The sequence below is a fragment of the Methyloversatilis discipulorum genome (assembly GCF_018780585.1).
Lineage (GTDB): Bacteria > Pseudomonadota > Gammaproteobacteria > Burkholderiales > Rhodocyclaceae > Methyloversatilis > Methyloversatilis discipulorum_B.
Genome location: NZ_JADMJL010000022.1, coordinates 22,548 through 44,245 on the forward strand (window position 1 = coordinate 22,548; position 21,698 = coordinate 44,245).

Annotated in this window: 21 protein-coding genes; 13 read left to right on the forward strand and 8 right to left on the reverse strand. The window is 66.6% G+C overall.

Annotated features, from left to right (window positions below):
• Positions 1–57: 57 nt before the first annotated feature.
• Genes pqqB through pqqE form a run of 4 tightly spaced genes read left to right on the forward strand, consistent with a single transcriptional unit; the run spans position 58 to position 3,135 of the window.
• Entirely contained in the window at positions 58–975 is a 918-nt protein-coding gene (gene pqqB, locus IV112_RS11215; RefSeq protein ID WP_304003578.1) for a pyrroloquinoline quinone biosynthesis protein PqqB, read from the forward strand.
• Complete coding sequence (gene pqqC / locus IV112_RS11220) at positions 972–1,700, forward strand: pyrroloquinoline-quinone synthase PqqC (RefSeq protein ID WP_296811294.1); 729 nt, start codon at positions 972–974, stop codon at positions 1,698–1,700. The genes pqqB and pqqC overlap by 4 nt, the downstream gene beginning before the upstream one ends.
• Before the next feature lie 8 nt (positions 1,701–1,708).
• On the forward strand, positions 1,709–1,981 hold the full coding sequence (gene pqqD, locus IV112_RS11225) for a pyrroloquinoline quinone biosynthesis peptide chaperone PqqD (RefSeq protein WP_019918341.1): 273 nt from the start codon (positions 1,709–1,711) through the stop codon (positions 1,979–1,981).
• A complete protein-coding gene (pqqE, locus tag IV112_RS11230) occupies positions 1,978–3,135 on the forward strand; it encodes a pyrroloquinoline quinone biosynthesis protein PqqE (RefSeq protein WP_304003580.1) in 1,158 nt (385 codons plus the stop codon). Before pqqD ends, pqqE begins: the two co-directional genes overlap by 4 nt.
• Before the next feature lie 82 nt (positions 3,136–3,217).
• Here the strand turns inward: pqqE and IV112_RS11235 are convergent, their stop codons facing one another.
• The gene (locus tag IV112_RS11235; protein ID WP_304003581.1) at positions 3,218–4,099 is read right to left on the reverse strand and encodes a hypothetical protein; all 882 of its coding nucleotides are present in this window, start codon (positions 4,097–4,099) and stop codon (positions 3,218–3,220) included.
• 212 nt (positions 4,100–4,311) lie between these two features.
• On the opposite strand from IV112_RS11235, the gene IV112_RS11240 reads away from it, so the two are divergent.
• The gene (locus IV112_RS11240) at positions 4,312–7,647 is read left to right on the forward strand and encodes an MHYT domain-containing protein (RefSeq protein ID WP_304003583.1); all 3,336 of its coding nucleotides are present in this window, start codon (positions 4,312–4,314) and stop codon (positions 7,645–7,647) included.
• A complete protein-coding gene (locus IV112_RS11245) occupies positions 7,648–8,691 on the forward strand; it encodes a response regulator (protein ID WP_304003584.1) in 1,044 nt (347 codons plus the stop codon).
• Positions 8,692–8,697: 6 nt separating this feature from the next.
• On the opposite strand, the gene IV112_RS11250 is transcribed toward IV112_RS11245, so the two are convergent.
• From IV112_RS11250 to asd, 4 genes are all read right to left on the reverse strand, one after another.
• The gene (locus tag IV112_RS11250) at positions 8,698–9,069 is read right to left on the reverse strand and encodes a hypothetical protein (protein ID WP_304003586.1); all 372 of its coding nucleotides are present in this window, start codon (positions 9,067–9,069) and stop codon (positions 8,698–8,700) included.
• A gap of 136 nt (positions 9,070–9,205) precedes the next feature.
• Entirely contained in the window at positions 9,206–9,589 is a 384-nt protein-coding gene (locus tag IV112_RS11255) for a hypothetical protein (RefSeq protein ID WP_304003588.1), read from the reverse strand.
• Between the two features lie 13 nt (positions 9,590–9,602).
• Positions 9,603–9,791: a hypothetical protein gene (locus tag IV112_RS11260; RefSeq protein WP_304003589.1), complete on the reverse strand. Its 189-nt coding sequence runs from the start codon at positions 9,789–9,791 to the stop codon at positions 9,603–9,605.
• Positions 9,792–9,900: 109 nt separating this feature from the next.
• Complete coding sequence (gene asd / locus IV112_RS11265) at positions 9,901–10,779, reverse strand: archaetidylserine decarboxylase (RefSeq protein WP_304003591.1); 879 nt, start codon at positions 10,777–10,779, stop codon at positions 9,901–9,903.
• Positions 10,780–10,814: 35 nt separating this feature from the next.
• On the opposite strand from asd, the gene IV112_RS11270 reads away from it, so the two are divergent.
• Positions 10,815–12,464 (forward strand): aminotransferase class III-fold pyridoxal phosphate-dependent enzyme, encoded by a 1,650-nt coding sequence (locus IV112_RS11270; RefSeq protein ID WP_304003593.1) that lies wholly within the window; start codon positions 10,815–10,817, stop codon positions 12,462–12,464.
• Positions 12,465–12,597: 133 nt separating this feature from the next.
• Here IV112_RS11270 and IV112_RS11275 read toward each other — a convergent pair whose 3' ends face one another.
• The gene (locus tag IV112_RS11275; RefSeq protein WP_304003595.1) at positions 12,598–13,212 is read right to left on the reverse strand and encodes a hypothetical protein; all 615 of its coding nucleotides are present in this window, start codon (positions 13,210–13,212) and stop codon (positions 12,598–12,600) included.
• A gap of 194 nt (positions 13,213–13,406) precedes the next feature.
• Here IV112_RS11275 and IV112_RS11280 point away from each other — a divergent pair, with 194 nt between their 5' ends.
• Positions 13,407–15,224 (forward strand): EAL domain-containing protein, encoded by a 1,818-nt coding sequence (locus IV112_RS11280; protein WP_304003596.1) that lies wholly within the window; start codon positions 13,407–13,409, stop codon positions 15,222–15,224.
• Between the two features lie 13 nt (positions 15,225–15,237).
• Here IV112_RS11280 and IV112_RS11285 read toward each other — a convergent pair whose 3' ends face one another.
• Positions 15,238–17,070 carry a pseudouridine synthase gene (locus tag IV112_RS11285; RefSeq protein ID WP_304003598.1) on the reverse strand — a complete coding sequence of 611 codons (1,833 nt, stop codon included), beginning with the start codon at positions 17,068–17,070 and terminating at the stop codon, positions 15,238–15,240.
• Between the two features lie 115 nt (positions 17,071–17,185).
• On the opposite strand from IV112_RS11285, the gene htpG reads away from it, so the two are divergent.
• Positions 17,186–19,114: a molecular chaperone HtpG gene (htpG, locus tag IV112_RS11290; RefSeq protein WP_304003599.1), complete on the forward strand. Its 1,929-nt coding sequence runs from the start codon at positions 17,186–17,188 to the stop codon at positions 19,112–19,114.
• 112 nt (positions 19,115–19,226) lie between these two features.
• Here the strand turns inward: htpG and IV112_RS11295 are convergent, their stop codons facing one another.
• On the reverse strand, positions 19,227–19,958 hold the full coding sequence (locus IV112_RS11295; protein WP_304003600.1) for a Crp/Fnr family transcriptional regulator: 732 nt from the start codon (positions 19,956–19,958) through the stop codon (positions 19,227–19,229).
• A 374-nt stretch (positions 19,959–20,332) separates the two neighbouring features.
• Here IV112_RS11295 and IV112_RS11300 point away from each other — a divergent pair, with 374 nt between their 5' ends.
• The 4 genes from IV112_RS11300 to IV112_RS11315 all read left to right on the forward strand — a co-directional run bounded on the left by IV112_RS11300 (position 20,333) and on the right by IV112_RS11315 (position 21,669).
• Entirely contained in the window at positions 20,333–20,512 is a 180-nt protein-coding gene (locus IV112_RS11300; RefSeq protein ID WP_304003601.1) for a prenyltransferase, read from the forward strand.
• Entirely contained in the window at positions 20,509–20,832 is a 324-nt protein-coding gene (locus IV112_RS11305) for a hypothetical protein (RefSeq protein WP_304003603.1), read from the forward strand. The genes IV112_RS11300 and IV112_RS11305 overlap by 4 nt, the downstream gene beginning before the upstream one ends.
• Before the next feature lie 311 nt (positions 20,833–21,143).
• Entirely contained in the window at positions 21,144–21,305 is a 162-nt protein-coding gene (locus IV112_RS11310; RefSeq protein WP_304003688.1) for a DUF1328 domain-containing protein, read from the forward strand.
• Between the two features lie 61 nt (positions 21,306–21,366).
• Positions 21,367–21,669, forward strand: coding sequence for a DUF883 family protein (locus tag IV112_RS11315; protein ID WP_304003604.1), 303 nt, complete (start codon positions 21,367–21,369; stop codon positions 21,667–21,669).
• The last annotated feature ends 29 nt before the right edge of the window (positions 21,670–21,698 follow it).

The window sequence follows — 21,698 nt, forward strand, 5'->3', positions numbered from 1 at the left end:
GGAACGGCCGTCGGCACAAGAAATCAGGCCCTCGATGGCCAACGATGGAGGAGAAGCATGCGACTGCACGTACTCGGTTCCGGCGCGGGCGGCGGTTTCCCGCAATGGAACTGCAACTGCCCCAACTGCGACGGCCTGCGCCGCGGCACCATCAAGGCGCGCGCACGCACCCAGTCGTCGATCACGGTCAGTGGCGATAACGAGAACTGGGTGCTGTTCAACGCTTCGCCCGACATCCTGACGCAGTTCCAGCAGTTCCCCGAGCTGCAGCCGGCGCGCGCGCTGCGCGACACGGCAGTGAAGGCCATCGTGCTGATCGACGGCCAGATCGACCACACCACCGGCCTCTACATGCTGCGCGAGCACCGTCAGCCGCACCAGATCTGGTCCACCGCACCGGTGCGGCAGGACCTGACCGAAGGCAATCCGCTGTTCAAGCTGCTCGGCCATTACTGCGGAATCGAGTGGAACGAGCTGGGCATAGACGACACCGAATTCAGCATCGCCGGCGCGCCCGGACTGAAGTTTCGTGCGCACGCGCTGCGCAGCAACGCGCCGCCGTACTCGCCGCGCCGTGACAAGCCAGTGCCCGGAGACAACGTCGGCGTCACCATCGAGGACGCGAAGAGCGGGAAGAGGATCTACTACGCCCCGGGTCTGGTCGAGATCGAACCGCAGGTGTGGGCCGCGATGCAGGCGGCCGACGTGGTGCTGGTCGATGGCACCTGCTGGAGCGACGACGAAATGATCGCGCTCGGCGCGTCGAAGAAGCGTTCGCGCGACATGGGCCATCTGGCGCAGAGCGGCCCGGGCGGCATGATCGAGTGGCTGGACAAGCTGCCGACGACGACGCGCAAGATCCTCATCCACATCAACAACACCAACCCGATCCTGAACGAGGACAGCCCGCAGCGCCGCGAGCTGGACGCGCACGGCATCGAGGTTTCGTACGACGGAATGGACATCACGCTATGAGCACGCAACAGCCCTGGAACCACGAAGAATTCGAAGCCAAGCTGCGCGACAAGGGCGCTGCTTATCACATCTTCCATCCGTTCAACGTGATGCTCAATTCCGGCAAGGCGACGCCGGAACAGATCCGCGGCTGGGTGGCCAACCGCTTCTACTATCAGATCGCGATCCCGGTGAAGGACGCGGCCATCATGTCGAATACGCCGGACCGCGAAATCCGTCGCCAGTGGATACAGCGCATCCTCGATCACGACGGCTACGAAATCACCGGGCCGGACGGCTCGGTGGTGCGCGATGAGGGCGGTATCGAGGCGTGGATCAAGCTGGGCATCGCCACTGGCCTGACGCGCGAGGAAATCGTCGATCTGCGCCACGTGGTGCCCGGCGTGCGCTTTGCGGTCGATGCCTACATCAATTTCGCGCGCCAGCGCCCGTGGCAGGAAGCGGTGTGTTCGTCGCTGACCGAACTGTTCGCGCCGAAGATCCACAAGGAGCGCCTCGCCAACTGGCCCGAGCACTATCCGTGGATCGAATCGACCGGCCTGCAGTATTTCCGCAACCGCGTGTCGCAGGCGCGCCGCGACGTGGAGCAGGGCCTGGCGGTCACGCTGAACTACTTCAACACGCGCGAAATGCAGGAGCGCGCGTTGAACATCCTGCAGTTCAAGCTCGACGTGCTGTGGGCGATGAACGACGCGATGGCCAATGCCTACGGCGTGAACAAGTGAGTGCCGCGATGACCGTCACGACCGCGTCGGTGCCGAAGATCGGCCGCCACTTCCGCATCCAGTGGGAAGAGGCGCAGAAGGCCTATGTACTGCTGTATCCGGAAGGGATGGTGAAGCTGAACCAGAGCGCCGGCGAGATCCTGAAGCGCTGTTCCGGCGAGGCCAGCGTGGCCGACATCACCGCCGATCTGGAACAGACCTTCAATGCGCAGGGCCTGCAGCAGGACGTGATCAATTTCGTCGAACTGGCGCTGCAACAGAAGTGGGTGGAAACGACATGACTGATCTTTCCGAAGCGCAAGCCGCTCAGGAAGCGAGCACGATAGGCCCGCCGCTGTGGCTGCTGGCCGAGGTGACCTATCGCTGTCCGCTGCACTGCGTCTACTGCTACAACCCGGTCGACTTCGCCAAACACGAAGACGAACTGACGACCGAGGAGTGGTTCAAGGTGCTGCGCGAGGCGCGCGCGCTCGGTTCGGTGCAGTGCGGCTTTTCCGGCGGCGAGCCCATGCTGCGTGACGACCTCGAACTGCTCGTGGCCGAGGCGCACCGGCTGGGCTACTACACCAACCTGCTCACCTCGGGCGTCGGCCTGAACGAGAAGCGCATCGACGCGTTGAAGGAAGCCGGGCTGGACCACATACAGCTGTCCTTTCAGGATTCGACCCGCGAAATGAACGACTTCCTGTCGTCCACCCGCACCTTCGACCTGAAGCGTCGGGCGGCCGACCTGATCAAGTCGCGCGGCTACCCGATGGTGATGAACTGCACCATCCACCGCCACAACATCGACCACATCGAAGCCATCCTGCAGCTGGCCGACGACATCGACGCGGAGTACGTCGAACTGGCGAACACGCAGTACTACGGCTGGGCGCAGGTGAACCGCGACCAGCTGCTGCCGTCGCGCGAACAGCTGGAGCGCGCCGAGCGCATCACCAACGAATGGCGCGAGAAGCACGGCAACAAGATGAAACTGTTCTTCGTCGTGCCTGACTACTACGAGAAGCGGCCGAAGAAGTGCATGAACGGCTGGGGCAACATCTTCCTGACCATCACGCCGGACGGGCGTGCGCTTCCCTGTCACACTGCGCGCATGCTGCCGGGGCTGGAATTCCCGAGCGTGCGCGAGATGGGCATCCGCGAGGTGTGGTACGAGTCGGAAGGCTTCAACCGCTATCGCGGCACCGGCTGGATGAAGGAGCCCTGTTCGAGCTGCCCGGAAAAGGAGAAGGATTACGGCGGCTGCCGCTGCCAGGCCTACATGATCGCCAACGACCCGGCCGCCGCGGACCCGGTGTGCGACAAGTCGCCCTTCCACCACAAGATCGTCGCCGCGGTGGAGCAGGCGCAGATTCCGGGTAACCCGCAGCAGGTGAAGCCGCTGATCTACCGCGGCCCGAAGGAATCGCTGCAGCTCGATCGTCCGTTCTGATCCCGCGTCGACGCAGGTCGCCGCTGTGGGCGCATCCATCCGGATGCGCCCTTTTTCATTCCGGCGCCCGGGCGGCGTCGCGTCAGTCGCGGGACAGGCGGTAGGGCTGGAAGCGGAAGGGGGCGGGCGCAGCGCTGTCCACATCCACCCGTGTCCAGCCCAGCCACGGCGAGCCGTGCGATTCAAGCCGTGTCACGTGCTCGAAGCGTTCGCCGGTGGCCGGGTCGACCAAGGGTTTATCGACCCGGTAGGTATGCGTGTCGCCGTGTATCAGCAGCAGCGGTCGGCGGTCATGTTTCGCCCAGGCCACCAGCCGATCGAGGAACCACGCATGGCGCACTGACACCCCGCCGCGCCCATGCGCCGCGAAGCCCGGATGGGCGTGGAAGGCGATCACCGTCGCACGAACGGTCTGCGGGTCGGCCAGCGCCGCGGCCTCGTCCAGCCAGTCGAGCACATTGCGGCGCAGTGCGCGCCCAGCTGCGTTGTCCGGCAGCGGACTGCCCGGCAGGTTCACCGCGATGAACAGCACACCATTCCGTATCCAGCGGACGTTCTCCGGCGCTCCGTCCTGTCGCTGAAGCGGAAGCGAGGCAGGCGCCGAGAAGAAGCGCCGTCGCAGCGCCTCCAGCCGCTCAAACGGATCATGGCCGCCGGCCGACGGCCGAGCGCAGTCCAGCCAGTCGTTGTCGCCAGGCAGAAGCACCAAAGGATGGCGCGAACCCGCCAGCAGAGCCTGCCGGTCGGCGTAGAGCGCGTCGTCGCAGGGCTGGTTGCCGCTCTTCAGGTCACCGATGTGCAGCGAGAAGGCGAGCGGCTGACGTGACTGCTCGGCCAGCATGTCGACCGCCAGCTCGCGCTCGACCCGGCTGTAGGGCATGTCGCCCCAGACGGCGAAGGACAGCCGGTCGTCCGCCTGCGCACCAGGCGTCAGCGCTGCGAGCAGCAGCAGAGAGCGCTTCAAGGGCTTCAGCCGCCTGAACACGCGCTGGACGGCGGTGCAGATGCGCCCGGCGACACGCCCCGGCTCCTTGCGCGCTCCGGGCAAACAGTGACGATCTTCCTCAGTGTGCGGAAAAAAAGCGGGGCGGAACATCAAGGCGCCAGGCGAAACCGCCGTAAGTGACAGAGATGCCGTGCTGAGCGGCACTGCCCACCATACGTCACTTCGGCACGATGCAGAACTTCTTCACCTCCGGTACCGACGACGCTGCGCTGATCCTGCCGATGACGCACGATCCGGCGCTGGTTGCGCTGTCGCTGCTGGTGGCCGTCCTCACCTCGCTGGTCGCGCTGTACACGGTAGGCCAGTCGGAACAGACGCCGCATCAGCGCATGGCGTGGCTGATCAAGCTCGGCTGCAGTCTCGCGCTGGGCGGCGGCGTGTGGGCCATGCATTTCATCGGGATGCTGGCGCTGGACCTGTGCGTGACCGTGCGCTACGACCCGTGGATCACGCTCGCCTCCATGCTGCCCAGCCTGCTCGCCGCGCTGGCAACCATACAGCTGATGACGCGCCCCTCGCTGACGCCGCGCGAACTGCTGGCGGGCGGCGTGCTGATGGGCGGTGGCATCGGCCTGATGCACTACACCGGAATGCAGGCCATGCACATGGAGGCGCAGCTGCGCTACGACCCCCTCATGTTCGGCGTGTCGATCGCGGTGGCGGTGGTACTGGCGACGCTTGCGCTGTGGGTGAAGTTCTTCGTGCCCATTTCCGATCGCCGGCTTCGCCTGGCGGTCAGTGGAACGGTGATGGGACTGGCGATCGCCGGCATGCACTACGCGGGTATGGCGGCGGCACGTTTCACCGGCGTCGCCGAAAGTGCACCGCATGTCGACACCCTGGTGCTCAGCATTCTCGTCGTGATCGGCACCATCGGCCTGACCGGTTTTGCGATGGGCACCAATGCGCTGCTGCGCTATCGCCAACTGGTCGATCAGCTCAGCGCGAGCGAGGCGCGCATGCGCGCGCTGCTCGCCACACCGGTCGACGGCGTCGTCATGCTCGATGCGGAAGGCATCGTGCAGACGATGAACCCGACCGCGGAACAGATGTTCGGCTGGCGCGAGTCGGAAATGCGCGGGCGCGACTTCGGTCTGCTGCTGGCGCCCGACGAGAGTGAAACCTACGCAGCCTATCTGGCCGAGTTCAGGCGTACGCGCGTGCCTGCGCTGTCCGGCCGCAGGCGCGAAATCACCGGCCGTCGTCGCGACGGCAGCGAACTGCCCATGCATGTATCGATCGGCCACGCCAGCCTGCGCGAGGGTGACGTATTCGTCTGCTACATCGCCGACATTTCCAGCTTCAAGGAAATGGCGCGTGCGGTGCGCGAAAGCGAGGCACAGCTGCGCTCGCTGATCGGCAACATTCCGGGCGTGGCCTATCGCTGCCTGATGGATGCGCAGTGGACCATGCTCTTCATGAGCGACGCTACGCAAACCCTGACCGGCTATCCGAGCACCGATTTTGTCGGCGAGAACGCCATCCGCAACTTCAACGACATCACGCATCCGGACGACGTCGCACACACCTGGAAGGTGGTCGAGGCGTCGATCCGCGAACACCGGCCTTTCATCGTCGAGTACCGCATCGCCCACGCCGACGGTTCCGTCCGCTGGATGTGGGAGCACGGTTCGGCGGTGCGCAACGAGGACGGCGACATCAAGTGGATAGATGGCGTCATTCTCGACATCACCGAGCGGCGCGAGATCGAGCAGGAGCTGCGCGCCGCGAAGGAGCGCGCCGAGCAGGCCGCCGCCTCGAAGTCGGCCTTCCTCGCCAACATGAGCCACGAAATACGCACGCCGATGAACGCCATCATCGGCTTCACCGACGTGCTGCTCGGCAGGGAACTGCCGGCCGAGCACCGGCGCCCGCTGGAAATCGTCGGCAACTCCGCGCGTTCGCTGCTGCGCCTGCTGAACGACATCCTCGACACCGCCCGGCTCGAACGTGGCGCGGTCGAACTCGAAGTGCTCGATTTCGACCTGCCCGAACTGCTGAACCAGCTGGTGATGACGCTGAACGTGCAGGCGGCCGACAAGGGGCTGGCGCTGCGCGTCGATATCGACCGTGCGGTCGGTCGCTACTACCGCGGCGACTCGCTGCGCATCCGCCAGGTACTGACCAATCTGATCGGCAACGCGGTCAAGTTCACCGAGCGCGGCGAAGTGGTGGTGACCGTGCAGGCGTACGCGGACGGCGTGCATTTCGCGGTCAGCGATACCGGCATCGGTATCGCGCCAGAGCGACTCGATGCCATCTTCGAACCCTTCACCCAGGCCGACGCATCGATGAGCCGCCGCTTCGGCGGTACCGGTCTGGGGACCTCCATCTGCAGGCAGCTGGTCGAACTGATGGGCGGCCGGATCGGCGCCCGCAGCACGCCGGGCGAGGGCAGCACCTTCCACTTCACGCTGCCGTTGCGGCCCGGCAGCGCGCCGGTCGTCGCGTTGCCGTCGCCGATGGCGCTGCCGCCGATGCGCGTGCTGGTGGTCGATGATGTCGACCAGAACGTCGAACTGCTGGCTTCCCTGATGACGCGCGATGGACATGAGGTGACGCCCTGCACCGAGGCGACCGAATCGGTGGTTCGGGCCGGCGCCGAACGTTTCGATCTCATCCTGATGGATCTGCACATGCCCGGCATGAGCGGCCTCGACGCCACGCGGGCCATCCGCGCCGCCGAGCTGCGTACCGGTCGGCCGCCGGTGCCGGTGATCGCACTGACCGCCAGCGTGCTCGACGAGGATCGCGAGGCTGCGCGCGCGGCAGGCATGAACGGATTCGCGTCCAAGCCGATCGATCTCGAAGCGCTGCTCGCCGAGATCGCGCGCGTGCTGGGCATGCAGGCCGCAAGCACGAAGGCCGGCGTCGATGACCGCGCCGACGATCCGGTGATCGACATGAAGCGCGCGCTTGCGCTGTGGCGAACCCGTGAGCGCGTCGAGCGGGGCATGCGACGGCTGCTCGATGACAACACCGGCTTGACGCAGGAATTGGATCGTCTCGCTGCGCTGTCGTCGCGTGACGGTCTGCGCGCGCTGGCTCACCGCGTGCGGGGCGTGGCGGCCAATCTGGGGGCCGTGCAGCTGGCCGCCACGCTGGCCGGCCTGGAAGACGCCGCGGCAACGGAACTGCCGCTGTCACTGACGACGCGCATCGCCGAAGTCGGGGGCGCGCTGTCGGCTTTGCGCAGCGAAGTCGCCGGCTGGCACGGTGCGGTCGAGCAGCCGGTGGCGAAAGAGGCGGAAGCACCCTGCGATGCACAGGTCGTCCTGCGTTACGCCGACACGCTGCTGAAGGCGCTGGAGCGCGGCGAGTTCGACGATCTCACGCTGGCGCGTCTGCTGGCCGCGGTCGGCAGCCATTCCGCAAGCGCGCTGCTCGGTCCGCTTGCCGATGCAATCGAGAACTTCGATGGAGCGCTCGCCATGACACATCTGCGCGCCCTGATCGCCCGCATGCAGGCGATGGACGCCACACGGCTGCACGAGGCGGAGGCCTGAATGGACAGGCTTGAACCACTGACGACCGATGCTCCCATCGACGCAGGCGACGCGCGTCAGACCGTGCTCTGCGTCGACGACGAGCCATCCAATCTGCAGGTGCTCAAGCAGATACTGCAGGGTGATTACCGTCTGCTGTTCGCGCGCGACGGGCGGCGGGCGATCGAACTTGCGCAGGTCGAGCGGCCCGATCTCATTCTGCTCGACGTGATGATGCCGGACATGGACGGTCACGCGGTGTGCCGCACGCTGAAGGCGGACGAGCGCCTGGCACGCGTGCCGGTCATCTTCGTCACCGCGCTGAGCGATGTCGAGGACGAGGCGCGCGGCCTGGAGCTCGGCGCCGTCGATTACATCTGCAAGCCGGTCAGTCCAGCCATCGTGCGTGCGCGCGTACGGACCCATCTGTCGCTGGTCAGCGTGAGCGAACTGATCGAGACGCGCCTGCAGGTGATACAGCGGCTCGGTCTGGCCGCCGAATACAAGGACAACGAGACCGGTCTGCACGTTATCAGGATGAGTCACTACGCATGCATCCTCGCGCGTGCCGCCGGCTGGAGCGAGCCGCGTGCGCAGGAACTGCTGCATGCGGCACCGATGCACGATATCGGCAAGATCGGCATTCCCGACCACATCCTGCGCAAGCCCGGCAAGTTCGACGACGCCGAGTGGGAAATCATGAAGAGCCACGTCGACATTGGCGTGCGCATCATCGGCGAACACGACAGCGGCCTGCTCGCCGTCGCCCGGCGCATCGTCAGCGGGCACCACGAGAAGTGGGACGGTTCGGGCTATCCGCACGGCTTGCGCGAAACGGCGATCCCGATCGAGGCACGCATCGTCGCCATCGCCGACGTGTTCGATGCGCTGACCTCGGAACGGCCCTACAAGAAGGCATGGTCGGTCGAGGACGCCTGTGCGCTGCTGATCGAACAGAAGGGACGCCACTTCGAGCCGCGGCTGGTCGACCTCTTTCTCGATTGCTTGCCGCAGGTGCTGGAAATCAAGCAGCGCTGGTCCGAACGAGCGCCGGACACCCCTTGAGCGAGTTCAGCGCCTGAAGCGCCGCTTCACGTCGAGCACGCAGCCGGATCTGTCCTTGTTGCCGAGCGTGCTGCAGGCCGCCAGTTCTGCCTCGTAGGCTGCCGCCTCTTCGGGCTGCAGTGGCGTCATCGCCTCGCCCGGGAAAAGCTTGCGTGCCTGATCGAGGGTCGCTTCGTACCGCATCCTGCTGCGCGCAAGACAGTCGTCCCTGAGTTCGGCTGCGACGCGCTCGCACTCGTGGTCGGTACGCGAGCGCTCGATGTCCGCGCGCCGCAGCGCGTCCGCGTAGCCCCGGCGATCGGCGGCCGGCGCACTCGTGGAGAAGCCGGCGAGCAGCGAGCACAGCAGAAGCGGCAGAGCGCGGCGGAAGCAGGACACGAACGTCGTCCGTCAGAAGGTCGGATGACGGATTCTAGTGATCCCGCGCGCGCTTGCCGTGGCGGAATCCTCTCTGCCGATGTCTGATTTGTGTCCATGCGTTAAGTCGCGGCACAGATGCCCGAACTGAGTCCCGCTAGCTGCGCAGCATCACCTCGCCGAACAGCCGCACCCGATCGCCCACGCGCAGATTGCCCAGACTCGGGCGCACGACCGTGCGCAGTTCACCGCTCTCCAGCATGATGCTGATGCTGTAGCGCCCGGGCGGCGCGATGCCATCCTGCTTCGGTGCATCGGGCGTGTGTGGCTCCAGCGGCTGCTCGACCAGGGGCCACAGCATGTCGATACGGACGATTTCACCATACGGGCTTTCGACGCCGTAGGACCATGGCGTGGCCGCCGCGATCATCGCCGCCTCGGCGGTACGGCTGTCGGCGATCGCAGCGATGTCGGGCTGGCGCGCGCACGCCCCGAGCAGCAGCCCGGACAGCAGGGCGAGGGTGATCGGCGCGGCGTGCATGGGGCGGGTCGTCCTACTTGCGCGCTTCGTCCAGTGTGTCCTTGGCCTTGTCGCCGGCGTTCTCGATCTTGTCGCCAGCCTGCTCGACCGCGTTGTCGAGTGCCTTGCCGGCGCGTTCGGCCGGTCCTTCCTGTTCGCAGGCGGCCAGCGTGAAGGCGAAGGCGGCGACGAGGGTGGCGGCGATGGTGCGATGGATGTTCATGTCGGGCTCCCTGTTGTGGTGTTCGGCGCACGCGCGCCGCCCTGGCATCTTCTTCATCCGGCGTCGAAAGTTCCGTCGGTGCGCCGCGCTGCAGCGTGTCGGGACCGTCCTACACGCTGTCCGCGCTCGGCGGCGCGAACAGCGCCTGACCCATCCGGATGCGCTCGCCGGTGCGGACCTGCGGCGCCAGCGCCGCCTGCGCCGGCAGCAGCACGATGATGGTCGAGCCGTGCTCGAACCAGCCCATTTCCTCGCCCCGGCTGACGGTCGAATCGCAGCGCAGCCGATGCGGCCCGGCGTAGCGCGCGTGCAGCGTCAGGTCGATGCAGTGCAGGCGCAGGCTGGCAACCAGGATGGCGGCCACCGGCACCATGACCAGCGGCGTGCCGTCGCGCATCCGTGCCGTCAGCACGGCCCGCTCGTTGCGGCAGTACAGTCGCTCGACGCGATCGAGCGCCGGCGGATTCACGTTCCAGGTATCGCCCGGAAAGTAGTGCACCTGCTCGACGCGGCAGTCCGTCGGCGCGTGGAATCGGTGGTACATCGACGCCGTGATTCGCAGCGTCACGTAGCACCCGTCGCGCAGCTGCGCCGCCAGCGCCTCGTCGCCCAGCAGTTCGCCCAGCGTGTAGCGCATGCCTTTGGCCTGCAGCAGCGTGTCGCCGTCGATACGGCCGAGCGCGCCGACGATGGCGTCACAGGGGCTCACCAGTGTGTCCGGCCGCGGGTCGATCGGTCGGGCGCCGTCGCGCAGTTCGCGGATGAAGGCGTCGTGCAGGCTGGCGAAGCGCGTCTTCTTCGCCTCCGACAGATCGACCTCACCGAAGGCCTTCCACAGCACAATCGACGCGTCGCGCACCCACGGATGCTCGATCTTGCTGAACCAGCCGAAGAAGCGGGTGAGTGCCGCGCGCGGGATGCGGTTGGTCAGCGCGAAGTTCAGCGCGTCGTTGGCCAGCAGGCGCTGGAACAGGGTGCGTGCAGTCACGGTTGCGTAACCTCGCGCTGATACATGTGCAACATATGAACGAATCCCTTCCTCTCTATGTGGCCGGCGCTGCGGCGCTGGCAGCGCTGTTGCCGCGGCTGCACCGCCGGCTCCAGCTTTCGCGGGCCAAGCACCGCTCCCTCGCCGGCCACTCGAAAATGTCGCGGCGGGTCGCGAAGCTGCTGCCCTTCTATGAATTCGACGAAACGGGCTTCTACACCGCCGACGGTGCGCCGGACGACGTGGCCGCCCGTCGTCGCCACGGCTTCGAGGCACTGGCCGCGCTGTACGCGCAGCGTTTCGCGCTTACCCGCGCGCTGACCGACGACACGCAGTCCATGGTGTCGGACATGCAGTTCACCGGCAGCTACCGCGTGCCCTTCCAGTTCAGCCGCCATGTGCGCAGCCATCTGAAGGCCGGTTCCTTCGTCCAGTCGTCGGCCGGCGTCACGCTGACCGACCTCGACGGCAACGTGTTCTACGACCTCGCCGGCTCCTACGGCGTGAACGTGTTCGGCTACGACCTCTACAAGGGCTGCATGGCGCGCGGCGCGGCGGCGGTCGAGGCGCTCGGTCCGGTACTCGGCGCCTACCATCCGCTGCTGGCCGACAACGTGAAGCGGCTCTGCGCGATCTCGGGCATGGAAGAGGTGTCCCTTCACATGTCCGGTACCGAGGCCGTGATGCAGGCGGTGCGGCTGGCGCGCTATCACACCGGCCGCAGTCATCTGGTGCGCTTCTGCGGCGCCTACCACGGCTGGTGGGGCGACGTGCAGCCGGGTGTCGGCAATCCGACCGCAGCCGAGCACACCTACACGCTGAAGGACATGCACGAGGACACCTTGCGCGTGCTGCGCAGCCGCCCTGACATCGCCTGCGTGCTCGTCAATCCGCTGCAGGCGCTGCACCCGAACGCCGGCGCACCGGGCGACTCGTCGCTGGTGGATGGCGGCCGCCGTGCCGGCTACGACCGGGCTGCCTATACCGCCTGGCTGCAGCAGTTGCGCGAGGTGTGCACGGCGCGCGGCATCGTGCTCATCTTCGACGAGGTGTTCCTCGGCTTCAGGCTGGCCAAGGGCGGCGCACAGGACTACTTCGGCGTACGCGCCGATCTGGTCACCTACGGCAAGACGCTGGGTGGCGGCTACCCGGTCGGCGTCGTCTGCGGCCCGCACCGGTTGATGAAGCGCTATCGCGACGACCGGCCGGCCGACATCTGCTTCGCTCGCGGCACATTCAACTCGCATCCGCACGTGATGGCAGCGATGAACGAATTCCTGAAGCTGCTCGACACGCCGGAAATCGAAGAGATTTACCGCAACGCCGACGCAGTCTGGACCGCGCGCGCAGATCGACTGAACGAGCGCTTGCGTATCGATGGTCTGCCGGTGCGCGTGGCACACATGCAGTCGATCTGGACGGTGACCTACACCGTGCCGTCGCGCTACAACTGGATGCTGCAGTACTACCTGCGCGCGGAAGGCCTGGCATTGAGCTGGGTCGGCACCGGCCGCTTCATCTTCAGTCTGAATTACGGCGAGGCCGAGTTCGATGCGGTGTGCGAACGCTTCGTGGCCGCGGCGAAGACAATGGAAGCCGATGGCTGGTGGTGGACGCCGCCCGGCGCCAGCAACAAGGCCATACGCCGGCGCATCCTGCGTGAAATGCTGACGCGGAAGCGCTAAGCCGTTCCCGGACCGGCGTGCCGCCGGTCCGGTGCGCCCATCTCGAGCGCACGTGATCCGGACCACGCAGATGAAAACGGGGAAGGGCGATGCCCTTCCCCGAATGTCGTCGAACCGAACGTCTGCGTGCAACTCAGGCCTTTGCTGCGTGCTGCGCGTGCATCGGATCGATCAGTTCGCCACGCAGCAGCGCCAGCGGCGCGCGGTGGTAGAGCTTCACGTCGTGGAAGGGATCGGTGGCGATCTTGGTCGCCCACACCAGACCGGTCTGCACGCCCTGCAGGTGGAACAGGTGCAGCGTGCGGAAGATGAGGCCGCCGATGCCGATGGCAATCCACGTGACCGACATGTTGTACAGGAAGCCGCGCGCGTCGGTGTGCACCTCGAACAGGCCGAACAGCGTCGGATCGATGTAGAGGGCCAGCGGCGATGCCGCCCAGATCGCCATCAGCACCACCTTGCGGCGCAGGTTGTAGCCGACCTTGATGTCTTCCTTGTGCTCGTGCGTCGCCTGATTGACGTGATCGTAGCCCTTGGGCTCGAAGAAGAAGTGTCCGGCCTGGCGCGACACCATGGCCACGCCCCAGCTCAGCAGTGCCGCGATCACCGGGTCGACGAAAAGCATGACGTAGGCACACAGAAAGCTCAGCGCGCTGAGCAGATGCAATGCCTGATTGATGCGGCTGTGGTGGTAGTAGCGGTGATCGTCCCAGCGCTGGGTGCGCAGTTCTTCGAAAAAGGAATGCATGTAAGTCCTCCTGTGAGTGTGGCAAGACTAGGAAGACAGGGTTACGGCCGGAATGCAGTTCGTCTAAGAATTGGTGACAGATCCGCATCGCGATCCGGAAGCACTGCACGTAGCGAAAGCTTCACCGAAGCTTCACGAAAGCTGGCGGCGTCGCTGCCGATAGGCACTCGGGTCCATGAATACAACAGACAGACATGCACACCTCTTCCGACAAGCTGAACCAGACCGCGCTGCGCGCATTGATCGATGGCCGCGCGCTGGGCATGGTGTTCCAGCCCATCGTCCGCCTCGATGACGCTGCCGTGGTGGCGCACGAAGCGCTGGTGCGCGGCCCCGAGGGCGGCGCGCTGCACCTGCCGGCGGTGCTGTTCGCCACGGCGCGCGCCATCGGCCTCGAAGCCGAACTCGAAATCGCCTGCGTCGAGGCGGCGGTGCGCCAGTTCGATCCGGCGACGCCGGGCCAGCTCTACGTCAATTGCAGCGCCGGCACCATCCGCCACCTCGGCTCGGAGGGCTGCGTCGGCCTGCTGTCACTGCTGGCCGAGCACGCGCTGTCGCCAGCGCGTCTGGTGCTGGAACTGACCGAGCACGAACGGGTGACCGACGTCGATTCGCTGCGCATCAGCCAGGCTCGGCTGTCGGCGCTGGGCATCGTCGTGGCGCTCGACGACTTCGGCGACGGTCGTTCCAGCCTGCGTCTGTGGGCCGAACTGGCGCCGCCGCGGGTGAAGCTGGACCGCTACTTCACGCACGGCATCCACACCGACAGCCGGCGCGTCGAGGCGGTGCGTGCAGCGGTGCAGCTGGCGCGCTCCTTCGGCGCCGAACTGGTGGCCGAGGGCATCGAGCACGAAGCCGAACTGGCGGTGCTGCGCGATCTGGGTGTGCATTTCGGCCAGGGCTATCTGCTCGGGCGGCCGCAGGGCCAGACGGTCAGTCACATGCAGTCGGCAGTGATCGCGCTGATGCAGTCGCGGCAGATCGCGGTGCTGCCCGACACACCGCATCGCGACATGAGTACCGGTACGGTGAGCCGGCTGGCGATTTCCGCGCCGGCGGTCGAGCCGGATACGCCGAATCTGACGGTGGTGCAGGTGTTCGCCGATCACCCGGAACTGCTGGCGCTGCCGGTGCTGGAGCAGGGCATCCCGGTCGGGCTGATCAACCGGCGCAGTTTCATGGACCTGTACACCCAGCCGTATCACAAGGAGGTGTACGGCAAGCGGCCGTGCGCGCTGTTCATGAATCCGAACCCGCTGCGCGTCGAACGCAGCACGCCGCTGGAGTCGATGAGCACCGTGCTGGCGGGCGAGGACCAGCGCTATCTGTACGACGGCTTCGTCGTCACCGAACACGGCCGCTACGTCGGCGTGGCGACCGGCGAAAGCCTGGTGCGCGCGGTGACCGAAATGCGCATCGAAGCGGCGCGGCACGCCAATCCGCTCACCTTCCTGCCGGGCAATATTCCGATCACCGAGCACCTTCAGCGGCTGATGGCGGGGCGGGCCAGTTACGCGGCATCCTACTTCGACCTGAACAACTTCAAACCCTTCAACGACCTCTACGGCTATTACCGCGGCGACGAAATGATCAAGCTGGCGGCGCGCAGCATCCAGCACGAGGCGGACCCGCTGCGCGACTTCGTCGGCCACGTCGGCGGCGACGACTTCATCGTGCTGTTCCAGAGCGAGGACTGGCAGGCGCGCTGCGAGCGCATCATCGCCCGCTTCAACACCGAGGCGCGTGGCCTGTTCAATGCGGAAGAGCTGGCCAGCGGTCACATGGAGGGTGAGGATCGCAAGGGCAACCGCACGCGCTTTCCGCTCACCACGCTGTGTGCCGGCGTGGTGCTGGGGCAGGGCGGCGGCTTCCGTACGGCCGAGGAGGTCGCTTCGGCCGCAGCCAGCGCCAAACGGCAGGCCAAGGCCAGCGGCGGCGGCCTGCACGTGCAGACCGCCGGTTGCAGCGCCAACGACGCGGCGCCGGAGGTGCCGGCGCTCGACGTGGCGTGAAACCGTCAGGCGCTCAGAACAGCTCGTCCTTGCGCAGGTAACGCCACTTGCCGACCGGCAGGTCGGCCAGTGGAACGCGGCCGATGCGCACGCGCTTCAGTGCGACGACTTCGAGGCCGACCAGTTCGCACATGCGGCGGATCTGGCGCTTCTTGCCCTCGCGCAGCACGAAGCGCATCTGCTCCTCGTTCTGCCAGCTCACCTTGGCCGGCTTCAGCGGCTCGCCGTCCAGCTCCAGCCCGTGGTTCAGCAGCTTCAGCGACTCCTCGGGGAAATCCTCGGACAGCGCACCGCGACCAAAGGGCTTGGTCGCGCGTACGCGCACCAGGTATTCCTTCTCGATGGTCGAGTCCTCGCCGATCAGCTGGCGGGCGACGCGACCGTCCTGGGTCAGCACCAGCAGGCCGTGCGAATCGATGTCGAGACGACCGGCGGGCGCCAGACCGCGCAGGTGGTTGCGGTTGAACTTGAGGCCCGATCGGTCACCGGCCCACTGGTTCTCCGGCAGGAAGAGCACGCTGGCCGGCTCATGCCCGTCCTCCGCCTGGCCGCTGACGTAGCCGACCGGCTTGTGCATCAGCACGGTCACGCGCAGCGCCTGGTCGGCGCGTGCCTGCTTGTGCACCTCGACCTTCTGGTGCGGCAGCACGCGCTGGCCGAGCAAGGCCACTTCGCCGTCGACGGTGACCCAGCCGCGGGCGATCCAGTCGTCCGCCTCGCGACGCGACGCGGCACCGCGGTCGGCCAGCCAGCGAGACACGCGGATGCCGTCCTTCGCGTCGTCGCCATCCTCGCCCTTGTCAGCCTGCACCCGGCCCAGCTTGTCGGTTTCACGTTCGTCCCAGGCCTTGGCCGGACGCACCGGCGCAGCCTTGGGCGGACGCGGTTTGAATTCGGTGCCGGCGCGGGCAGGGCGACTGTCGCCTTCGCTGCGACGCGGCGGACGATCGCCGGAATTTCCGCCTGATTCGCTGCGGGCCGGGCGCTCGCGGTTCTCCCAAGGCTTGCGCTCACCGGAATCGGTGCGCGGCGGGCGGGCTTCGCGGTCCGGGCGCGGTGTCCACTCGCGCTTTTCGCCGGCCGGGCGTGGCGGACGGTCGCCGAATTCCTTGCGCGGCGGACGCTCGCCGGAATTTCCGCCCGTTTCGCTGCGGGCCGGGCGCTCGCGGTTCTCCCACGGCTTGCGCTCGCCCGAATCGGTGCGCGGCGGACGGGCGTCGCGGTCCGGGCGCGGTGTCCACTCACGCTTCTCGCCGGTCGGGCGCGGCGGACGGTCTCCGAATTCCTTGCGCGGCGGGCGGTCGCCGACATTCCCCCCCGATTCGCTGCGGGCTGGGCGCTCGCGGTTCTCCCACGGCTTGCGCTCGCCCGAATCGGTGCGCGGCGGACGGGCGTCGCGGTCCGGGCGCGGTGTCCACTCGCGCTTCTCGCCAGCGGGGCGCGGCGGGCGGTCACCGAATTCCTTGCGCGGCGGGCGGTCGCCGGAACTGCCGCCTGATTCGCTGCGCGCCGGTCGTTCGCGGTTTTCCCACGGCTTGCGCTCGCCGGAATCGGCGCGCGGCGGGCGGGCTTCGCGGTCCGGGCGCGGTGTCCACTCGCGCTTCTCGCCGGCCGGGCGCGGCGGGCGGTCGCCGTCTGGACGGGTGGCACGCGGCTTGCGCGCGGGAGCGTCCTTGGGGGCGGGTTTGGCGTAGGACTTGGCGGCCGGTGCGACCTGCGTCGTGTTGCGGCTCAGCGTGCGTGACTTGGCCGTACTGTTGCGTACCGGCTTGCGGGCCGGATTGCGGTCGGTCGGCGTGTCGTCGTCGGATTTGCGCGGCAAACCCAGTTTGGTGCGGGTGGTCATCGGCGTGAAAACATTCTGTGGACCCGACAGCATAGCGGGGTCTTGAAATGCCGGGGGGAAGTCTCCATATCCCGCCGTTGTCATCCCACCCCACGTCTACTGATTCGGAGTTGTCATGTCGGACACCGCAACCGCCCAGACCATGAATTTCCAGGCCGAGGTGAAGCAGCTGCTGCACCTGATGATCCACTCGCTGTACAGCAATCGCGACATCTTCCTGCGCGAACTGGTGAGCAATGCGTCAGACGCCTGCGACAAGCTGCGCTTCGAAGCCATCGCCAACCCGGCATTGTTCGAATCCGATGCCGACCTGAAGATCCGTGTCGCCTACGACAAGGCGGCGCGCACGATCACCATTACCGACAACGGCATCGGCATGTCGCGTGACGACGCGATCGCCCATCTGGGCACCATCGCCCGCAGCGGCACCAAGGAGTTCTTCTCCAGCCTGACCGGCGACCAGAAGAAGGACGCCAACCTGATCGGCCAGTTCGGCGTCGGTTTCTACTCCGCCTTCATCGTCGCCGACACCGTCACCGTGAACACCCGCCGCGCCGGTCTGCCGGCCGAGCAGGGCGTCCGCTGGTCCTGCTCGATGACCGGCGATACCGCCGGCGAGTATTCGGTGGAATCCATCACCAAGGCCGACCGCGGCACCGAAATCGTGCTGCACCTGCGCGAGGACCAGGACGAGCTGCTGTCCGGCTTCAAGCTGCGCGCCATCATCCGTGAGTATTCCGACCACATCCTGCAGCCGGTGGTGATGAAGAAGGAGGAGTGGAAGGACGTTGATGGCGAACACAAGCAGGTCGTGACCGACGAGGATGAAACGGTCAACCAGGCCAGCGCGCTGTGGACCCGTTCGAAGTCGGACATCAGCGACGAGCAGTATGTCGAGTTCTACAAGCACGTCGCCCATGACTTCAGCGACCCGCTGGCGTGGACCCACACCCGCGTCGAGGGCCGCCACGAATACACGCAGCTGCTCTACATCCCGTCGCGCGCGCCCTTCGACATGTGGGACCGCAACGCCAGCCACGGCCTCAAGCTCTACGTGCGCCGCGTGTTCATCATGGACGACGCCGAGAAGCTGCTGCCGGCCTATCTGCGCTTCGTGCGCGGCGTGGTCGATTCGGCCGACCTGCCGCTCAACGTGTCGCGCGAAATCCTGCAGGAAAGCCGCGACATCGACACCATCCGCTCCGGCTGCGCAAAGAAGATCCTGTCGGTGCTGGAAGACCTGGCCGAGAACCAGAAAGACAAGTACGCCACCTTCTGGAAGGAATTCGGCCGTGTGCTGAAGGAAGGCGTGGGCGAGGACCAGGCCAACCGCGAAAAGGTGGCGGGCCTGCTGCGCTTCGCCTCGACCCATCTCGATACCGAGGAGCAGTCGGTGTCCTTCGCCGACTACATCGGCCGCATGAAGGAAGGTCAGGACAAGATCTACTACGTCACCGCCGAAACCTTCAAGGCGGCGAAGAACAGCCCGCACCTCGAAGTGTTCCGGAAGAAGGGCATCGAGGTGCTGCTGCTGTCCGACCGCATCGACGAGTGGGTGGTCGGCAACATGAACGACTTCGACGGCAAGCCGCTGGTGTCGGTCGCCAAGGGCGGCCTCGACCTCGGCGCGCTCGCCGACGAGGAAGAGAAGAAGGCGCTGGAGCGTGACGAAGGCGAGTTCAAGCCGCTGGTCGACAAGCTTCAGGCCAGTCTGGTCGAGCGGGTGAAGGAAGTGCGCATCACGCACCGCCTGACCGAGTCGCCGGCCTGCCTGGTGTCGGACGAATTCGACATCGGCGGCAACCTCGCCCGCATCCTGAAGTCGGCCGGGCAGGAAGCGCCGCTGTCCAAACCCATCCTCGAAATCAATCCGCAGCACCCGGTGGTGCAGCGGCTGCGCGGTGAAGAAGCGCACTTCGATGACTGGGCGGGCGTGCTGTTCGATCAGGCCCTGCTGGCCGAAGGTGGCGCGCTCGAAGATCCGGCCAGCTTCGTGCGCCGGATGAACCAGCTCATGCTGGCGATGGCCGGCGAACGCAGCTGACCCGGCCAGGCCGCCGCGACCGGACGACCGGTGCGGCGGCTTCGGTGCAGGTCATGACGAACGGCGCAGGTATCGCACTGCGCCGTTCTTGCATCTGCGGCTGTCGGCGGGCCTAACCGGCGCGCTGCTGCGCGCGTCGCCCCATCACGCTGTCCCAGACGGCATTGTTGGCGGCGTAGCAGCTGCACGACGCGGCCTCCAGACCCGCGCGGTCGAGTACGGTGATGTTGCCGCGGCGGTAACTGATCAGCTTGCGCGTCTGCAGCGCGGTGGCCGCGTGTGTCACGCCGACGCGCCTGACGCCCAGCATGTAGGCGAGAAACTCGTGCGTCAGGTGGAAGTGCGGAGAGTGCGCGCGGTCCTGCGTCATCAGCAACCAGCGCGCAAGACGGGCTTCGACAAGGTGAAAGCGCGGGCAGGCTGCGGTCTGTGCAAGCTGCGCCATGGTCACGTAGAGGTAACGCCCGAGCGCGCGCTGCAACGCAGGCACCGACTCGAGTTCGTTGCGGAAACGCCTGGCGTCCATGGACAGCGCCGGCCCTGCGCCCTGCACCAGTGCGTGCAGCGGCGATACATCGACCCCGAACAGCAGGGTCGCACCCAGCATCCCTTCGTTGCCCACCAGCCCGACCTCGATGCTGGCGGTGGCGTCGACCGGCGTGATCAGTGAAATGAAGCTGTCGATCGGAAAGTGGACCTGACGTATGCGCTGACCCGGTTCGGCCAGCACGTCGGACAGGACAAGTTCAACGGTGTCGCAACTGGCCAGCAAATGCTGGCGTTCCCGGCGCGGCAGCGCGGCGATGAAGCTGTTGCCGGCTGATGCAGTGGAGTGAGTGGGCACGGCGACCTTCCTGGCGTCGGGTAATTCCGGCCAGTGCAAGCATACGCGGCGATCGACGAGCGGTCGGGGCGGTAGCGCACACAGTGCGATCGGAGGGGATGCCTGTGCGATACGCGCTGCCGCGAGGCTTCGGTACGCCAGCAGACAGACGGGCAAGGACTGCGGCTCCATTGTGTTTCCGGGGCGCGACACCCATGCAGGTGGCGCCGGGGATGACCGCTTCGAATCGGTCGAAAGCGGCGCGACGCCGCAGATCCCGAGCCGTTCCGGACCCCGCAGCAGATCGGCAGGCACGATCGAACAGACGAGGTGACACCATGGAAATGATGAATCGATGTACCCGGGGATGTACCCGGGTGAGCGTGGCGGCAGCGATGCTGCTTCTGCTCGGGGCCTGCTCCGGCATGTCGGCGCAGGACAGGAGTACGGCCATCGGCGCCGGTGCCGGCGCCGTGGGCGGTGCGGTACTGACCGGCGGCAGTGCGGCCGGCGCAGTAGGCGGCGCGGCCGTGGGCGGCATCATCGGACACGAGGTCGGCAAGGACAAGAAGTGAGCGATGCGCGGCCGGTGAAGGTCGCGCATTCTGTCTGCATGCACGAATCCGGAGAGGAGATACAGATGAAGAACGCACATGAGGGCATCGGCCGCGTATGGATGCTGGCGGCCTGCCTTGCCCTGCTGTCGGGTTGCCAGAAGGAGGAAGGCCCGATGGAAAGCGCCGGCAGGAACATTGATGAAGCCGGCGACAAGGTATCACGGGATGTGGATCGCGCCGCCGATCGCGCTGGCGACAATGTCGACGACGCGACACGGAAAGCCGGCGAGAGCATCGAGAGGGCTGGCGAGAAGATCCAGGACGCGGCCGGAAAGTAGTGGGTGCGCAGCCGATGGACCACGCACAGGCATCCGATGCGGTGCGACGCCCGTTCGATCGCCTCTGGTGTCGAGCAGGCGCGACCGCGAATTCGGTCGTGCGCCGGCCGGCACGCCTCGTGCGGCACATTGGTACGGTGGCGTACAGACGGGTCAGCGGTCGCGGCACACGATGGACTTACGCGCTTACCGATGGACGGCCCGCAAGGCGGCCGCCGTTCCGCGCCGTCGCGGGGCCGGCGTCGCCGGACCCGATTTGCAGTCTGATTCGGGGAAAGTTGCAGATCGCCGCCCCCGGGAAGGAGACCACCATGTTGAGATGGGCCGTCATATTCTTCGTCATCGCCATCGTCGCAGCCGTGTTCGGTTTTGGCGGCATTGCGGCAGGCGCCACCGATATCGCGAAGATACTTTTCTTCGTCTTTCTGGTCGTATTCGGCGTCACCCTGATCATGGGACTGATGCGACGCTGAACTTCGTTGCCGCGCCCGTCACGGGCGCGGTTGTCCGGACGTGCTTGTGAAAGGAATCCCGATGAACATCGAAACGAATCCGCTGCATTCCCCGCTGGACGGCAAGCAGGACAGCACCGTGAAGGACTGGCGAACGCCCGATGCCGACCTCGGCGAGGGAGACCGCGCCGCCGTGCAGGCCCGGGTCGAGGCACATCTGATCGACGCGAAGTCCCGCCTGCGCGAGGCACGCGTGGCGCTCGCCGACACGACGCGCCGCGCTGCCGACGCCACACAGGGCTACGTGACCGAACATCCGTGGAAGGCCATTGCGCTCGCGGCCACCGCCGGGCTGGTTGCCGCCTTGCTCATCCGGCGTCACTGAGCCATCTTCAATCCATTCGGACGGGTCCG

Excerpts from the sequence above, each read along its gene's own strand:
- pqqB (WP_304003578.1), top strand. The coding sequence starts at position 58 with ATGCGACTGCACGTACTCGGTTCCGGCGCGGGCGGCGGTTTCCCGCAA.
- pqqC (WP_296811294.1), top strand. The coding sequence starts at position 972 with ATGAGCACGCAACAGCCCTGGAACCACGAAGAATTCGAAGCCAAGCTG.
- pqqD (WP_019918341.1), top strand. The coding sequence starts at position 1,709 with ATGACCGTCACGACCGCGTCGGTGCCGAAGATCGGCCGCCACTTCCGC.
- pqqE (WP_304003580.1), top strand. The coding sequence starts at position 1,978 with ATGACTGATCTTTCCGAAGCGCAAGCCGCTCAGGAAGCGAGCACGATA.
- IV112_RS11240 (WP_304003583.1), top strand. The coding sequence starts at position 4,312 with ATGCAGAACTTCTTCACCTCCGGTACCGACGACGCTGCGCTGATCCTG.
- IV112_RS11245 (WP_304003584.1), top strand. The coding sequence starts at position 7,648 with ATGGACAGGCTTGAACCACTGACGACCGATGCTCCCATCGACGCAGGC.
- IV112_RS11255 (WP_304003588.1), bottom strand. The coding sequence starts at position 9,589 with ATGCACGCCGCGCCGATCACCCTCGCCCTGCTGTCCGGGCTGCTGCTC.
- IV112_RS11260 (WP_304003589.1), bottom strand. The coding sequence starts at position 9,791 with ATGAACATCCATCGCACCATCGCCGCCACCCTCGTCGCCGCCTTCGCC.
- IV112_RS11270 (WP_304003593.1), top strand. The coding sequence starts at position 10,815 with ATGAACGAATCCCTTCCTCTCTATGTGGCCGGCGCTGCGGCGCTGGCA.
- IV112_RS11275 (WP_304003595.1), bottom strand. The coding sequence starts at position 13,212 with ATGCATTCCTTTTTCGAAGAACTGCGCACCCAGCGCTGGGACGATCAC.
- IV112_RS11280 (WP_304003596.1), top strand. The coding sequence starts at position 13,407 with ATGCACACCTCTTCCGACAAGCTGAACCAGACCGCGCTGCGCGCATTG.
- IV112_RS11285 (WP_304003598.1), bottom strand. The coding sequence starts at position 17,070 with ATGACCACCCGCACCAAACTGGGTTTGCCGCGCAAATCCGACGACGAC.
- htpG (WP_304003599.1), top strand. The coding sequence starts at position 17,186 with ATGTCGGACACCGCAACCGCCCAGACCATGAATTTCCAGGCCGAGGTG.
- IV112_RS11300 (WP_304003601.1), top strand. The coding sequence starts at position 20,333 with ATGCTGCTTCTGCTCGGGGCCTGCTCCGGCATGTCGGCGCAGGACAGG.
- IV112_RS11310 (WP_304003688.1), top strand. The coding sequence starts at position 21,144 with ATGTTGAGATGGGCCGTCATATTCTTCGTCATCGCCATCGTCGCAGCC.
- IV112_RS11315 (WP_304003604.1), top strand. The coding sequence starts at position 21,367 with ATGAACATCGAAACGAATCCGCTGCATTCCCCGCTGGACGGCAAGCAG.